General features: G+C 64.5%; 14 protein-coding genes. 9 read left to right on the forward strand and 5 right to left on the reverse strand.

All coding sequences use genetic code 11. From position 1 onward, the window contains the following. Positions 1–2: 2 nt before the first annotated feature. From FZF13_RS17935 to FZF13_RS17975, 9 genes are all read left to right on the forward strand, one after another. The gene (locus FZF13_RS17935) at positions 3–1622 is read left to right on the forward strand and encodes a dihydroxyacetone kinase subunit DhaK (protein ID WP_024923588.1); all 1620 of its coding nucleotides are present in this window, start codon (positions 3–5) and stop codon (positions 1620–1622) included. A 580-nt stretch (positions 1623–2202) separates the two neighbouring features. Further along, on the forward strand, positions 2203–2706 hold the full coding sequence (locus FZF13_RS17940) for an Lrp/AsnC family transcriptional regulator (protein ID WP_161773045.1): 504 nt from the start codon (positions 2203–2205) through the stop codon (positions 2704–2706). 2 nt (positions 2707–2708) lie between these two features. Further along, positions 2709–4253, forward strand: a complete 1545-nt coding sequence (locus FZF13_RS17945) for a hydantoinase/oxoprolinase N-terminal domain-containing protein (protein WP_206078110.1) — start codon at positions 2709–2711, stop codon at positions 4251–4253. Further along, positions 4250–5371: a DUF917 domain-containing protein gene (locus FZF13_RS17950; protein WP_024923585.1), complete on the forward strand. Its 1122-nt coding sequence runs from the start codon at positions 4250–4252 to the stop codon at positions 5369–5371. The genes FZF13_RS17945 and FZF13_RS17950 overlap by 4 nt, the downstream gene beginning before the upstream one ends. Before the next feature lie 33 nt (positions 5372–5404). After that, positions 5405–6970, forward strand: a complete 1566-nt coding sequence (locus FZF13_RS17955; protein WP_024923584.1) for an ABC transporter substrate-binding protein — start codon at positions 5405–5407, stop codon at positions 6968–6970. A gap of 16 nt (positions 6971–6986) precedes the next feature. After that, positions 6987–8009: an ABC transporter permease gene (locus FZF13_RS17960; protein ID WP_024923583.1), complete on the forward strand. Its 1023-nt coding sequence runs from the start codon at positions 6987–6989 to the stop codon at positions 8007–8009. Continuing rightward, positions 8006–8845 (forward strand): ABC transporter permease, encoded by an 840-nt coding sequence (locus tag FZF13_RS17965; RefSeq protein ID WP_024923582.1) that lies wholly within the window; start codon positions 8006–8008, stop codon positions 8843–8845. The genes FZF13_RS17960 and FZF13_RS17965 overlap by 4 nt, the downstream gene beginning before the upstream one ends. After that, entirely contained in the window at positions 8832–9785 is a 954-nt protein-coding gene (locus FZF13_RS17970; RefSeq protein ID WP_024923581.1) for an ABC transporter ATP-binding protein, read from the forward strand. Before FZF13_RS17965 ends, FZF13_RS17970 begins: the two co-directional genes overlap by 14 nt. Then, on the forward strand, positions 9782–10579 hold the full coding sequence (locus FZF13_RS17975; RefSeq protein WP_024923580.1) for an ABC transporter ATP-binding protein: 798 nt from the start codon (positions 9782–9784) through the stop codon (positions 10577–10579). Before FZF13_RS17970 ends, FZF13_RS17975 begins: the two co-directional genes overlap by 4 nt. Positions 10580–10638: 59 nt before the next feature. On the opposite strand, the gene FZF13_RS17980 is transcribed toward FZF13_RS17975, so the two are convergent. From FZF13_RS17980 to FZF13_RS18000, 5 genes are read right to left on the reverse strand one after another with little or no spacing between them, the layout of a single operon-like run. Further along, positions 10639–12096, reverse strand: coding sequence for an aldo/keto reductase (locus FZF13_RS17980; RefSeq protein ID WP_024923579.1), 1458 nt, complete (start codon positions 12094–12096; stop codon positions 10639–10641). 12 nt (positions 12097–12108) lie between these two features. Next, positions 12109–13107 carry a branched-chain amino acid ABC transporter permease gene (locus tag FZF13_RS17985; protein WP_024923578.1) on the reverse strand — a complete coding sequence of 333 codons (999 nt, stop codon included), beginning with the start codon at positions 13105–13107 and terminating at the stop codon, positions 12109–12111. Beyond that, entirely contained in the window at positions 13104–14015 is a 912-nt protein-coding gene (locus FZF13_RS17990; RefSeq protein ID WP_024923577.1) for a branched-chain amino acid ABC transporter permease, read from the reverse strand. The genes FZF13_RS17985 and FZF13_RS17990 overlap by 4 nt, the downstream gene beginning before the upstream one ends. Beyond that, the gene (locus tag FZF13_RS17995; protein ID WP_024923576.1) at positions 14012–14767 is read right to left on the reverse strand and encodes an ABC transporter ATP-binding protein; all 756 of its coding nucleotides are present in this window, start codon (positions 14765–14767) and stop codon (positions 14012–14014) included. Before FZF13_RS17995 ends, FZF13_RS17990 begins: the two co-directional genes overlap by 4 nt. Further along, a complete protein-coding gene (locus tag FZF13_RS18000) occupies positions 14764–15579 on the reverse strand; it encodes an ABC transporter ATP-binding protein (RefSeq protein WP_024923575.1) in 816 nt (271 codons plus the stop codon). Before FZF13_RS18000 ends, FZF13_RS17995 begins: the two co-directional genes overlap by 4 nt. Positions 15580–15670 lie beyond the last annotated feature (91 nt).

A 15670-nucleotide genomic window follows, 5' to 3' on the forward strand; every position in this document is an offset into this window, starting at 1 on the left:
CCATGTCCCAGTTCATCAACAAGCGCGAAGATGTCGTCACCGAGGCGATCGACGGTGTGCTGGCGCTGTCCGGCGGCGCGCTCACCCGTCTCGACGGCTATCCGCATATCCGCGTCGTGCTGCGCAGCGATTGGGACAAGACCAGGGTGGCGATCGTCTCGGGCGGCGGCTCCGGCCACGAACCAGCCCATGTCGGTTTTGTCGGCAAGGGTATGCTGACCGCAGCCGTGTGCGGCGACGTCTTCGCCTCGCCGAGCGTCGATGCGGTGTTGGCGGGCATCCTAGCGGTGACCGGTTCTGCCGGATGTCTGCTCATCGTCAAGAACTATACCGGCGACCGGCTGAATTTCGGCCTCGCCGCCGAGCGGGCGCGTGCCTTCGGTCTCAATGTCTCGATGGTGATCGTCGGCGACGACATCGCGCTGCCCGACCTGCCGCAGGCGCGCGGCGTCGCCGGCACGCTGTTCGTGCACAAGATCGCGGGCGCGCTTGCCGAACAGGGGGCGAACCTCGATACGGTGACGGCCGCCGCCAAGCGCGTCATCGCCGGCACGCGCTCCATCGGCATGTCGCTGGACACCTGCCGTGTTCCAGGCTCGCCGAAGGAGGACCGTATCCCGCAAGGCAAGGCCGAACTCGGCCTCGGTATCCACGGCGAGGCAGGGGTGGAGCAGATCGACTTCGCCGGCGCACGTGCTGCGGTTGCCACGATGGCAGAGCGGCTGGCGGCGGTGATGGATGAGGGACCGCATGTTGCGCTGATCAACAATCTCGGCGGCACCTCGGTCGTCGAAATGTCGGTGCTGGCGCATGATTTCCTCGGCTCGCCCGTCGGTGAAAAAATCACCCATGCCGTTGGGCCGGCACCACTGATGACCTCGCTCGACATGCAGGGTTTTTCCATCACCGTTTTCCCAGCTGACGCGGTTGAGCTGGACCTTCTGAAAACCCCCGTACCGCTTCCCGCCTGGCCAGGTGTCTCGGCGGTTCGGCCAATAACCGTCGCCGCCTTGCCCGACGGTTTGACGCCGATCATGCCAATGCCGTCGCAGCATGCGGCGACACGTGTTTTCCTGGTCAACTGCTGCAACGTGCTGATCGCCGCCGAGCAGGATCTCAACGCGCTCGACGCGAAATCCGGCGATGGCGATACGGGCTCGACGCTGGCTGGCGCGGCGCGTGCGCTGATCAACGCGCTCGACCGCCTGCCGCTTTCGGATCACACGCAGCTTTTGCGCGCCATCGGCCAGGAACTCAGCCAGACGATGGGTGGCTCGTCCGGTGTCCTGCTCGCCATCTTCTTCGCCGCCGCCGGCGACGGCGCATCGAGCGGCCTGCCGATGCGGGAAGCGTTGCGGGCGGGACTGGCGCGTATGCAGGAAATCGGCGGCGCCCGGGTCGGCGACCGTACGATGGTGGATGCGCTCGCCCCCGCCCTCGAAGCGCTCGGCAAAGGCATGGCCGATGCGGCCGGTGCTGCCCGGCAGGGTGCGGACTTCACCGCGACGCTTGTTCGTGCCAAAGCCGGCCGCGCCGCCTACATCAATGCCAAGCAGCTCGAGGGGCATGTCGACCCCGGCGCGGAAGCGGTGGCCAGGCTCTTCGAACATCTGGCGGCCTGACAGCGCGGTCTTAGCGGTTCGACTACCGCGTTGTGTGTCTTACGACAACTGGTAGCCGCATCCAGATGGTGCGGTCCTTCCTTGGGGCTGTGAAGCAGCAGCAACTCCTGTCGTCGCCGCAACAAGATCGAGCGGTTCTCAATTCGGCGAGCCCCGTCGGCCGCCGAAACCTGTATGCGGCTGATGATCGAACCTGGCGACTGAGCGCCATAGCAACGACGGCAGAACGGCCCGCAAAGAGCCCCGCGCTCTCCCGGATAGTTTTTCAACTACCGGACCGCTGAGCGTTGCCGCTAGGCGAGAAGGCGGCTGATATCATCATCCATCGTCGAGCGATCAGGATGCCTGGCTCGGTGACGAGCCCGGTGGTTTCCTAGGGTAGCGCCCGCAGGAGCGTGCGTACGGCATGAAATGCGTCCTGGTTCGTTGATATGAGCGGCTTCGGCACTGCGATCAGGCTCGCATCCGGCCGATAGTCGCGAGTTCTGATCGTCTATCATCCGATACGGCACAATTTAGCTTGACAAATTTCCGTTTCGGAAATGAAACTTCTGTCACAAAGCCGACATGGAACATGGTGATGAGCCAGCGCTACCCCGTCGATGATCTTGATCGCGAGATCATCCGGTATCTGACTGAAGACGGACGGTTGTCCGCCGCCGAGATCGCGGGGCGGATCGGCTCGGTGTCCGAGCGCACGGTCCGCAACCGCATCGCCGCGCTGCTGCAGGACAAGATGATCGTGATCGGCGCCATTCCCGATCCCGTGGCGCTGGGACGCGATGTCCAGGTCGAGCTGATCATCGAGGTCGAGCCAGGGCAGGTGGATGAGGTGGCCATCCTGCTCGCCGAGTATGACGAGATCGGTTACCTCGCCGCGACCAGCGGCGCGTCGAACCTCAGCGCCTCGCTTTTCGTCAAGGACCACACAGCGCTTCTGGAATTCATCGACCAGGAACTGGGCAAGCTGCCCGGTGTCAGGCGGGTCGAGAGCTCGGTCGTGCTGCGGCTCTACAAGGTTTTCGGCACAAGGACGACCCCGCTCAGCCGGGTGGCGGACGTTGCCGGCAAGAAGAAGGGATAGTCATGCTGCGCATTGGGGTGGATGTCGGCGGAACCAACACGGATGCGGCGCTGCTGCGCGGCACCGAGGTTCTGGCGACGGTGAAGTCCTCGACCACGGCGGACGTGACTTCGGGGGTGGCGACGGCCATCCGCACGGTGCTGGCGGAAGCCGGCGTGATCGCTGCCTCGGTCAATGCGGTCATGATCGGCACCACGCATTTCCTCAATGCCGTCGTCGAAGGACGCCATCTGGAAAAGGTCGGCGTGCTGAGACTGTGCGGCGCGGCGACGCGCTCGCTTCCGCCGATGATCGACTGGCCGCATACGTTGCGCCCGATCGTCGAAGGCGGTGCCGTGATGGTGGGCGGTGGCGTAAATTATGACGGTTCCGAAATCGCCCCGCTTGATGGGAAGGCGATCCGTGCCGCCTGTCGCGAATGGCGCGCCAAACGCGTGCCGGCCATCGCGATCTGCTCGGTCTTCGCGCTGGTCGATCCGCGCATGGAAAACGAGGCAGCCGAGATCGTGGCGGAGGAGTTGCCCGGCGCCGCTATCAGTCTTTCGCATCGCATCGGCCGCACCGGCCTGTTGTCGCGCGAAAACGCGACGATCCTCAATGCAGGCCTGAACAAACTCGGCCATGAGACGGTCGGCGCCTTTCGCTCGGCCTTCGCGGCCCTTGGCCTCCATTGCCCGCTCTATCTCACCCAGAACGACGGCACGTTGATGGCGGCGGAATTCGCCGAGCGCTATCCCGTCTTCACCATCGCGTCCGGCCCGACCAATTCGATGCGCGGCGCTGCCTTCCTGACCGGGCTTGGCGATGCCGCCGTGATCGATGTCGGCGGCACGACGACTGACATCGGAATGCTGGTGGCGGGATTTCCGCGCACCCGCAGCGAAGGCGCGATGATCGGTGGCGTGCCGACCAATTTCCGCGTGCCGGACGTCTATTCCTTCGGTCTCGGCGGCGGCAGCATCGTGCGTCCCGGCGCGTTGCCGACGGTTGGCCCGGATTCCGTCGGTTTCCGCCTGTCGCAGAAGGCACTCTGCTTCGGTGGCGACACGCTGACCGCCACCGACATCGCCGTGGCGGCAGGCCTGGTCGATCTCGGCGATCGCAGCCGTCTTGGCCACATCACGCCCGACTTCGCCCGCCAGATACTGGCGCAGATGAAGGCCAGCATCGAGACGGTGCTCGATCGCATGAAGCCGAGTGCCGACCCGATCCCCGCCATTCTGGTCGGCGGCGGTTCGGTGCTGGTCGACGGCCTGCTCGAGGGAACCTCGATCTCGCTGAAGCCGGATCACTTCGGTTCAGCCAATGCCATCGGCGCGGCCATCGCGCAGGTTTCGGGCGAAGTCGACAGCGTCGTCTCGCTCGAAGGCACCAGCCGAGAGATCGCGCTCGAAACCATAGTCGGCGAAGCGCGGTCGCGCGCTGTCGAGGCGGGAGCAGACGCCGATACGGTGACATTGGCCGAAATCGAGGAAACACCGCTGGCCTATCTGCCCGGCAACGCCATTCGCGTCGCGGCGAAAGTGATCGGGGAGTTGCGGGTATGAAATACTGGACGCTGACCGAAGCCGATATCGATCGCATTGCCATCGGCTGCGGTATCTTGGGCACCGGCGGCGGCGGCAGCACCTATCACGGCCTGCTACGCGCCAAGGCGTTGCTGCGCGACGGCAAACGCATCCGCATGGTGCGGCCGGCCGACATGGCGCCGGATGCGCAGATCCTCGGCCTTGGCGGCATCGGAGCGCCGACCGTTGGTATCGAGAAGATCGCCGAGGGCGGCGAAGGCGTGCGGCTGTTGCATGCACTGGAACGGCATCTCGGCCGCAAGGTCGACGCGCTGCTCGGCGACGAGGTGGGCGGCGGCAACGGCATCGCGCCGATGCTGACGGCGGCGATGGTCGACCTGCCGGTGGTCGATGCGGACGGCATGGGGCGCGCCTTTCCGGAAGTGCAGATGACGACCTTCTTCATCCACGGCCAGGCGGTGCAGCCCGCCGGGCTCGCTGATGCGGACGGCAACGTTATGATCGTGACCGAGGCGACCACGCCAAAAATGCTGGAAAAGCTGCTGCGCGCCGGCACTATCGCCATGGGCTGCACGGCGCTGATGACGACGGCGCCGATGTCGGGCGATTTCGTGCGCCGTTTCGGCGTGCCGCACACCACCAGCCAGGCCTGGAGCCTGGGCGATGCGGTGCTGGCCGCGCGGGCGGCGAAGGCCGATCCGGTCGAGGCGATCCTGAAACAGTCGGGCGGCGCGCGCCTGATGCGCGGCAAGGTCACCGATATCAGCCGCCGCGTGATGGCGGGCTTTACCCGCGGCCAGCTCACCGTGGCCGGGCTCGACGAGGATGCGGGGCGCAGCCTCGTCGTGGAAATCCAGAACGAATATCTGATCGCGCGCGAAGGCGAGAAGATCTTCACCATGGTGCCGGACCTGATCTGCATCGTGGATTCCGAAACCGGGCGTGCGATCGGCACCGAGGAACTGCGTTACGGTCTGCGCATCGACGTGCTGTCGATGCCGGCGCCGGTGCTGCTGCGCAGCGATATCGCACTGGAGTCCGTCGGCCCGCGCGCCTTCGGCTACGACTTCGACTTCGTGCCGATGGGGGTGTCCGCCGATGCCCCGGCGGTGCCGCATTACCAAGAAGACGCCTGATCCATACGGGCCATCGATCAATGGGAGATTGAAATGAACCGTCGTCACCTTCTGAAGACCGCAGCGCTTGCCGCGCTCGCGACCGCCGCCAGCTCGCGTTGGAATGTCAGCATGGCGCAAGGCAAGGGCAGCATCTTCACGCTTGCCTATCCGACCAGCTTCCCGGATCTCGATCCGGCTACCTCCTTCTCCAATGACGGCGCGGTGCTCGCCAATGCCTACGAGGGGCTGACGCGCTATATCCCGGCGGGGGAAGGGGGCCAGGCCAGGATCGAGCCGCTGCTCGCTACATCCTGGAATGTCAGCGAAGACGGCAAGACCTGGACCTTCCATCTGCGCGACGGCGTGAAGTTCCACGACGGCAGCGCGTTGACGTCGGAGGCGGTGAAGGGTTCGATCGAGCGCACCAAGAAGATCGGCGGTGGCGCGTCCTTCATCTGGGGATCGGTTTCCGCCATCCAGACCCCCGATCCGCTGACGGTGGTTTTCGTGCTTTCCGATACCCAGCCGCTGGACTTGATCGCTTCCGCCGGTTTCGCCGCTTGGATCTATGCGCCGGCCTCGCTGGACAAGGACAATGCGTGGTTCAACAAAGGTAACGATGCCGGCACGGGACCGTTCAAGATTTCCCGCTACGAGCCGGGCCAGCGCGCCGTGCTGGATAGGGTCGACGGTTATTGGGGCAAGGTTCCGGAAGGCGCCTTCAAGACGGTTTCCTTCGAGATCGTCGAGGACACGACGTTGGCCCAGAACATGATCGAAAGCGGCCAGGCCGACTGGACCGAGAACATCCCCTTCGAAAACTTGAAGGCGATGCAGGCCAACCCCGATCTCAGGGTGGCGGTCAATCCGTCCTTCGAAACGCTGTTCGGTCTCTACAATGTAAAACGCGCGCCGCTGGACCGGCCCAAGGTTCGCCAGGCGCTGTCGCTGGCCTTTCCGTATGACGATGTGATCGCCGCCGGCACCATGGGGCTCGGCACGCGCGCCAAGGGCGTGGTGCCCGCCGGGATCTGGGGCCACGACACCGAAGCGCCGATCCCGCACACCGATCTGAAGGCCGCCGCGGCGCTTTTGGCGGAAGAAGGCGTCGCACCGGGGCTGGAACTGGTGATGACCTATACCACCAGCCAGAGCCTGTCTGCCGTCGCCGGGGAGTTGTGGAAGGCTAATCTCGAAACGCTCGGCATCACGCTGACGCTGCAGCCGATGGCTTGGGAAGCGCAGTGGCAGCTTGGCAAGTCGAATCCGAAGGCAGCCCAGGACATTTTCGTGATGGTCTGGTGGCCGACTTTCGTCACGCCCTACGACTATCTCTTCAATCTCTTCCACAGCGAGGAGAAGCCGAACTTCAACCTCGGCTATTATTCCAACCCCGACGTTGACGCCAAGATCGACGAGGCGGCAAAGTTGTCCGGCACTGATCGTCCGCGTGCCGAAAAACTGTTCATCGAGGCACAGCGCAAGGTGATCGAGGACGCGGCGGCCGTGTTCATGCTCGACCGTCCCAATGTCCACATCATTCGCTCCAACATCAAAGGCTATGTCGACAATCCAGCCTACGGACATGTCACCTTCGTCAACGAAATGAGCCGTTAGGGCTGCCTGCGGTCCGATGGAACTCTTGCGCTACATCCTGCGTCGGACGGTTCTCTCCACCTTTGTCGTGGTCGGGGTGACGTTTCTGGTCTTCGTCGTGGCGCAGGTGGTTCCCTCGGATCCCGCGGCGCTTTATGCGGGGCCGCGTCCGACAGCCGAACAGATCGAAAAGGCGCGTCAAGAACTCAATCTCGACGCGCCGCTCATCCAGCGTTTCGCCGGGTTCGCCAGAGCCATGGCGTCCGGCGAATTCGGCGTTTCCTATAAATCGCGGCGCCTGATCGCCGAGGATTTGCGTGCCTATCTTCCGGCGACCCTTGAACTGGCCGTGTTCTCGACCGGATTGGCGCTTCTGATCGGCATCCCGCTCGGTGTCGTCGCCGCCGCACGACAAGGGAAGTGGGCCGACCGGCTGGGTAGCCTCGGCGCCATCGCTGCCGTGGCGATGCCGACCTTTTTCCTCGCCATGATCCTGCAGCTCGTCTTCGCGCAATGGCTGGGCATCCTGCCGCTGTCCGGACGGCTGTCGCGCGAGATTTCGATCAGCGCGCCCTTGCAGATGATCACCGGCTTCAACCTGATCGACGCGTTGCTCGCCGGACGGCTCGACGCCTTCGGCGATGCGCTGAAACACCTGATCCTGCCGGCGCTGACCCTGGCCTCCTATCCCGCCGGGGTGGCGATGCGGCTGACGCGCTCGGCTATGATCGAAATCCTTGAGCGCCGCCACGTCACCGCCGCGCGGGCGCTCGGGCTGTCGGAGCTGCGCATCCTGTTCGGCCACGCGCTGCCCAACGCCATGGGACCGGCGCTGACCGTGATTGGCCTGTCGTTTGCCTACGCGCTGACCGGCGCGGTTCTGGTCGAGATCATCTTCGCCTGGCCAGGCCTTGGCCGCTATGTCTCCGAAGCGGTCCTTGCCAAGGATTTTCCGGTCATCGCGGCGGTCACCATTGTGGTGACGATCTGCTATGTCGTGATGAACCTCGTCATCGACATTGCCCAGGCCCTTGTTGACCCGCGGGTGGCGCTGTCATGAGCCGGCTCTTCCACCGCCTTGGCTGGCCTGGCACCGTCGCTCTCGGGGTTGTTGTCCTGTTCGTGCTTGTCGCCGTGCTTGCGCCATGGATCGCTCCCTATCCGGGGCAGGGGGCAGGCGCGCCTAATATAGCCGCGAAGCTGATGCCGCCTTCGGCCGACTACTGGCTGGGGACGGACCATCTGGGGCGCGATGTGCTCAGCCGCGTCATCTACGGCACCCGCGTCTCGCTGACGAACGGGGTGTTGATTGTCCTGTTTTCGCTGCTCATCGGCCTACCTGTCGGTTTGGCGGCCGGCTATTTCGGTGGCTGGATCGACGAGGCGCTGATGCGCGGCACCGATGTGTTCCTGGCCTTTCCGGCGCTGCTGCTGGCGGTGCTGATGGCAGCGGCGCTTGGCCCCGGTTTCCTCAACTCCATCATCGCGGTCGCCGTTACCTGGTGGCCCTGGTATGCCAGGCTTGCCCGCGCCGAGGTGCTGGTGCTGCGCGGGCAGCCCTATGTCGAGGCGGCGCGGCTCGCCGGCGTTTCGCACACTCGCATCATCGCGCGCCACATCCTGCCCGCCACCGCGCGTCCGCTGACCGTGCAGGCGGCGCTGGACGTGGGGCCGGCTTTGCTGACGGCTGCGGCCTTGTCTTTCCTTGGCCTCGGCATATTGCCGCCGACGGCCGACTGGGGGCAGATGGTCGATGCCGGGCGCAAGTTCTTTCCCGCGCGCTGGTGGTATTCGGCCATGCCCGGCCTGACGATCTTCTTCATCGCGCTGGCCTTCAGCGTTCTTGGGGATGCGCTGCGGGATCGCAAAGAAGGGGCGCGTCATGGCGCTGCTTGAAATCCGCGGCCTCTCCGTCTCCATTCCCACCGCCGACGGCGACGTGCACGCCGTCCGTTCCATCGGTCTCGAAATCGAACGCGGCGAAATCCATGGCGTGATCGGCGAATCCGGCTGCGGCAAGACCATGACCGGCATGACCCTTTTGGGGCTGGTGCCGAAAGGGGCGCGGATCGTGGCGCAGCGGCTGCATTTCGACGGCGAGGATTTGCGCCAGAATGCCGGCCGCCTGCGCGGCCGCCGCATCGGCATGATCGCGCAAGACCCGGCTGCCGCGCTCAATCCCGTGCTCAGCATCGCGCGGCAGATGGACGACGTGCTGCGCGCGCATCGCGACATGTCGCGAAAGGCGCGGCTGGCCGAGGCGATCGATCTTCTGGCCGCCACCGGATTGCCTGATCCGCAAAGGGTGCTGAAAAGCTATCCGCATCAGCTGTCGGGCGGCATGCAGCAGCGCGTGGTGATCGCGCAGGCGCTGGCAACTGGCGCTGATTTCCTGATCGCCGACGAACCGACCACGGCGCTCGACGTCTCGGTCGGCGCGCAGGTTCTGGCGCTGTTGCGCAAGCTGGTGGCCGAGCGCGGGCTGACCGTTCTGATGATCACCCACGACATGGACGTGATTGCTGAAGCCTGCGACCGCGCGACGGTGCTCTATGCCGGACTGTCGGTCGAGACCGGCCCTGTCGCCGATGTGCTGCAGCGGCCGGGTCATCCTTATGCCCGCGCCTTGCTGGCCGCCTTGCCTGACGCCGCGCCGCACGGCGCGCGGCTTGCCGCCATCGAAGGCTCGATCCCGCCGCCGCGTGCGCCGATCAAGGGTTGCGCCTTTGCGCCGCGCTGCTCGCGGGCCATGCTGATCTGCGCCACGCAGGCGCCGGTCGAGCGGAACGCGGCGACGCATCGCTGGCTTTGCCATCTGCCGGGAGATGCGGCATGAGCCCGGCGCAGATCCTCGAGGTGCGCGATCTCGTCGTCCGCTACCGCGCCCGCGGCCTATTCGCGGCGGCGCCGAAGCCGGCGGTCAACGGCGCGAGTTTCGAGCTCGCCAGGGGCGAAACCCTCGGCATCGTCGGGGAGAGCGGGTCCGGCAAAACCAGTCTTCTGCGCGCGCTGTTGCGATTGCTGCCGGTTGAAAGCGGCTCGGTGAGGCTTGAGGGGCAGGATTGGCTGGCCCTGAACGGCGATGTTTTGCGGCGCGTACGTCAGAAGATCGGGGTCGTGTCGCAAAACCCCTTTCTCTCGCTCAGCCCGCGCCTGACGATCGCCGAGATAATCGCCGAGCCGATGCTCGCGCGAGGAGACCGGTCAAACCTCGCCATGCGCGCCAGGATCAAGAGCCTCTTATCGGACTGCGGCCTACCGTCGGACTTCCTCGAGCGTCGTGCGCGCGAGCTTTCCGGCGGCCAGGCGCAGCGTGTCGCGATCGCGCGGGCGCTTGCGCTGGCGCCGAAGCTGATGATCCTCGACGAGCCGACTTCTGCACTCGATGTCTCGGTGCAGGCCCAGATTTTGAACCTGCTGGCCGAGCTGAAGGAAAGCCGCGGCCTGTCGATGCTTTTCGTCACCCACAATCTGAAGGTCGTTGCGCATATGGCGGATAGCCTCATGGTCATGCGGCGGGGTGACGTGGTCGAATCCGGCCGGACAGAAGAGGTGGTGCGGACGCCAGCGCAGGACTACACGCGCGAACTGCTGGCGTTCGGTCTCAATGTCCGCCCGGACCGGGCATGACTTACGGCGTTTCCACGCCGTCGATGTTGTGGCCTGATCCCTAAACCTCCGGGACGCAATCAGCCGACAACAGCGACCGCTTCGATCTCAACCTCGTAGTCGCCGATCAGATCGCCTGCGGCGACCATGGTGTTGGCTGGCTTGATCTCGCCGAAGACGCGGCCATGGGCGCGGGATGCCGGTTCCCATTGCGCTGCATCGCGAAGATAGATGCGGGTGCGCACCACGTCTTCCACCCGTCCGCCGAGCGCGGATATCGAAGCTACGATCTTGTCGAGGATATAGGTGGTCTGCGCGCCGACATCGCCGGGTGCCACACAACGGTCGGAGCCGTGGGTGGCAGTGGTGCCGGACACATGGATCGTGTCCTTGATGCGCACGGCACGGCTATAGCCGGCAATCGGCTCCCACACGCTGCCCGAGGATACGCGCGAACGCCCCGGTCGTCCGGGAATGGCCTCGGCCACGTAGATGGAGGGCAGTGCGTCGAGATGATGGCTGAGATCGCCCGAGGCGGTGAGATAAGGCGGGCGGCGATATTCGTCGCCACAATCGCCAGGAATGGGCAGGGTTTCGGCGAAGGCGGCCTCCAACCGTGCCTTGTCCTCGGCATCGAGCGCAAAGCCGAAGACCTTCAAATTGTCGTCGCGGTGCTCGTTCTCGCCAAGTCGGGCGCCGATGATGGCCGCCGCCACCGCCTGGTGTTCGAGAACCCAGCGCGTGGCAACATTGGAAATCGAGACCTTGTGCTTGCGGGCGATCTCGCCGCTTGCGACCAGAATGTCTTGAAACGCCTGCCAGCCGCCGGCAGCATCGATGAAACGCTTGTATTTCGAACGGCTCCAGTCGGCGATCGAGGCGGGCTCCGAGGCACCCAGCCATTTGTCGCTGAGGAAGCCGCCACAAAGCGTGCCATAGGCGAACAATTTTACGCCGGTGCGCTGGCAAAGCTCCGAAAGCGGACCGGCCGCGCGGCGGTCGACCAGCGAGAAGGAAACCTGGTTCGAGGCGAGGGGGACACCGTCGGCAAGTGCCAGGGCCAAGTGGGCGGCGTCGAAATTGGTGACGCCGATGGCGCTGATCAAACCCTCGTTCTTGAGCTTCGCCATTTCATGCAGGGCGTCGAGCCAGGCGGGATGCTCGAAGCTCCACCAATGGAACTGCAGGAGATCGACCTTGTCGACGCCGAGCCGGTCGAGCCTTTCCTGCACGCCCTTGCGGACCACATCCGCCGTCATCGGCCCGGGTTCAGGGCACCATTTGGTGAAGGCCAGCGAACGCTTTCCGGAAGGATAACGCGCCAGCAGGCGGCCGGTGATGATCTCGGCACTTCCGTAGTGGTCGGCCATGTCGAACGTGTCGAAACCGGCGTTGACATAAGCCTGCAGAGCGTCGGCGCCGTTTTCCGGATCGAGCGGCGTACCACCTTTCTCCAGATCGGCCACCTGCCACAGCCCACAAAGCAGGCGGCTGATGTCGAGCCCGGCAAGCGTCGTGCGCTCGGGAGTTGTTAGCATCATGTGCCTCGTTCAGGGATTTGGATTGGTGGGGTTCGTGGACGCCGCTTGCCTGGCCGAGAGACGGGCGAGATGGCGCGAAACAATGCGTTCTTCGCCAAGGATGCCTCGGGGTCGCAACAGCAGGATGGCGCAAAGACCGACGCCGATGATGACGATGCGCAATGCAGCGGCACGGGCTTGCTGGTCCGGCGGGAACAGGCCCGCGATGGCACCCGCCGAGGCCGCCCAAATCCCCCACACCAGGACGGCGCCGAGGATCGCGCCGCGATTGTTGCCGGAGCCACCGACGATCAGCATGGCCCAGACCTGGAAGGTGAGCAGCGGCACATAATTGTCGGGTGCAATGAAGCCGACGAAGTGTGCCTGGGTAGCCCCCGCCAATCCCATTATGGCGCCGCCGATGGCAAAGGCCTGCAGACGGAACCGGGTGGCGTTCTTGCCGAGCGCGAGGGCGGCGGTTTCGTCTTCCCGGATGGCGCGCAGCACGCGTCCCCATGGGCTGCGCAGCAGATGCTCGAGTGCGAGGTAGAGCAGAATTACCACGACCACCAGAACGCCAAGATTGAGCAGGCTGAATGCCAGCGGATCGCTTGCGAAAGCGGCGAAGGGGCGCGGGATGAAGCCGATGCCAAAGGGTCCACCCGTAACGCTTTGCAGGTTGAGCGCGATGAGCTGCACCGTCACCGCGACACCGAAGGTGGCGATGGCGAGGTAGTCGGCGCGCAGCCGGATCGTCAGCCAACCGACCAGGAAGGAGGCAAGTCCGGTGGCGATGGCCGCGCCCAACCAGCCGACAAGGATCGGCAGGCCGAAGCCGCCGAAGCGGTCAGGTGCATCAGGGGTTGTCAGCAGCGCCGAGACATAAGCACCGATGGCGACAAAACCCGCGACGCCGACATTGAACAGGCCGGTCTGACCCCATTGCACGTTGAGGCCGAGGCACATGACCGCATAGGTCAGAGCCATGGTCAGGAAGAAGGCGGCGTAGGCGATCAATTCGACGCTCATTCGGCTCTCCCGAACAGGCCTTGCGGGCGCAACAACAAGACGGCGACCAGGATGACAAAGGCGACCGCCGCGCGCCATTCGGCGCCGATCACCTGCACGCCCAGCGCTTCCGCTATGCCAACGATCAAACCGGCCAGCATGGCTCCGGGAACGCTGCCGATCCCGCCCAGGATCGCGGCGGCGAACAGCGGCAACAGCAGATCCAGGCCCATATAGGGGCGAATCTGCACCAGCAGGCCTGCCATCGCGCCGGCGATACAGGCAAGTGCCGCACCCAGCACCCAAACGGTGCGGATGACTTGGCGTACGTCGACGCCGACAACTCCGGCAAGCTGCTGATTTTCGCTGACGGCGCGCATCGAACGCCCGATTGCCGTGCGCGTGAGCATGATATGGACTGCGAGCACGAGCGTGGCTGCAGCGGCCAGCGACAAGAGTTGGTCGGGTGTTGCCCTGAGCCCACCGCCAAGCGGAAGCGCGATCTGCAGTGCCTTCGAGAAATAAGCGGGCTTCGAGGTGAAAATGAATTCCAGCGTGCTGCGGAGCGCGAGCGAGGCGCCGAAGCTTGCCATGACCATGATGATGATGGCGCTGCGCCTTTTCCGCAGTGGACCGAACAGCAAGGCGTCGACGAGCAAAGCGAGGCCCGCGGTCAAGGCCATGGCGGCAACGATGCCCAGCGGCAGCGACCAGCCGAAGGAAAACGGACCGATCGGAGCAAGCAGCGCGCCAGACAGGGAGCCGATCAGGCCGCTCGCCGCCAAGGCAAAATAAGCACCCCAGCTGATCATTTCGCCATGCGCGAAATTGGCGAAGCGCAGGATCGAATAGGTCAATGTGATGCCGATGGCGCCGAGCCCGATCATCGATCCGGCGATCAGTCCGTCCATGATGAGTTGCGGGTTCATGGCGTCGGTACCTCGCCGCTGCGCCGCGCGCCAAGATAGAGTTCGGCGACGATCGGGTCGTTGGCCAGGGTTGCGGCAGGACCTTCGTGGCGCAGTTGTCCCTCCACCAGTATGACTGCTCGGTCGGCAATGGCGAGAGCCGCTTTCACATTCTGTTCGACCAGGATGATGGTGACACCCGCTTCGTTGATCGCCTTGAGCTGCGCGAAGACCTCTTGCACGATCTTCGGCGAAAGACCGGCCGACGGTTCGTCGAGGATCAGCACGGCGGGTTCCACAATCAGCGCGCGCGCCACCGCCAGCATCTGGCGCTGGCCGCCCGAAAGCTGGCCGGCGCGCAAGGAGGGGCGTCCGGCGAGGTCAGGGAACATTGCATAGAGATCGGCGATACGGCGGCTGCGCTTTTCCTTCGGCAGCACGTTCGCGGCCAGAAGCAAGTTGTCGTGGATCGACATCGTTGCGAAGATGTTTTCGGTTTGCGGCACGAAAGCCAGGCCGTGGCGGATTTTCTCGTGCGTCGGAACGGCGGTGCTGTCGAAATCGCCAAGAAGGACGGTCCCGGAATGGATCGGCACCAGCCCGGCGATCGCCTTGACGAAGGTAGATTTGCCCGCGCCATTGGGGCCGAGCACGATGACAAGTTCGCCAGCGCGGATCGAAAAATCGACACCGCGCACGATGGGCAGGTCGCGCTCGTACCCGGCGACCAAGGAACGGGTCGATAGAGCAACTGGAGGCTGTTGGCCACTCATACTGTAACCTCGCCGAGATAGGCTTCGATCACGGTTCGGTCACGCGAAACTTTGGCGGGCGAGCCTTCGGTCAGGAACTTTCCCGCCGCCATGACAACAACGCGGCCACACAGCCGAGCCACCATGTCCATGTTGTGTTCGATGAGCAGGATCGACTTGCCCTGACCGTTCAGTTCGAGCACGCGATCGATGATCAGTTCGAGCAGCGTCGGGTTGACGCCGGCCGCCGGTTCGTCAAGCAGGATGGTCTCGGGATCGGCCATCAGCATACGCGCCAGTTCCAGAAGCTTGCGCTGGCCGCCGGACAACACCCGCGCCGGTTCGGCTTCGAGACTGGATAGATTGACGAAGTCGAGCAGCGAACGCGCCTTTTCGACAGCCTGGCGTTCTTGGACGGCGACACGACCGGACCGCAGGAAATTCGACCAGATATGCTCGCCAGCCTGGTTCTGACTGCCGACCAGTACATTTTCCAACACGGTCATTTCCGCAAACGGACGAGGGATCTGGAAGGTACGGCCGATGCCACGGGCGATGCGCCGTTCCGGGCGTTCCTGCGCAACCTCGACGCCGCCGATCCTGATCGAACCGGATGTCGGCGTGAGACTGCCGGCCAAAAGGTTGAAGAGGGTGGTCTTGCCAGCGCCGTTTGGGCCGATCAGCCCAACCATTTCGCCGCGATGCAGCGCGATCGACATATGATCAACCGCGCGCAGGCCGCCGAACTGTTTCACCAGGTCCTGAGCTTTGACGAGCTCCGCGCGCCTGTCGGCGTGCGGAAGAGCGGAAGGTGTGTCTGCGACAGGCTGCATTGTGGTCAATCGAAGAATTTTGATCGATGATGTTTGATCAAACTTTACATCGCAGCGAAATGCAACTAGAAAAATCGAACTGGCATCCGGT

This window comes from Mesorhizobium terrae (assembly GCF_008727715.1).
Classification (GTDB): domain Bacteria; phylum Pseudomonadota; class Alphaproteobacteria; order Rhizobiales; family Rhizobiaceae; genus Mesorhizobium; species Mesorhizobium terrae.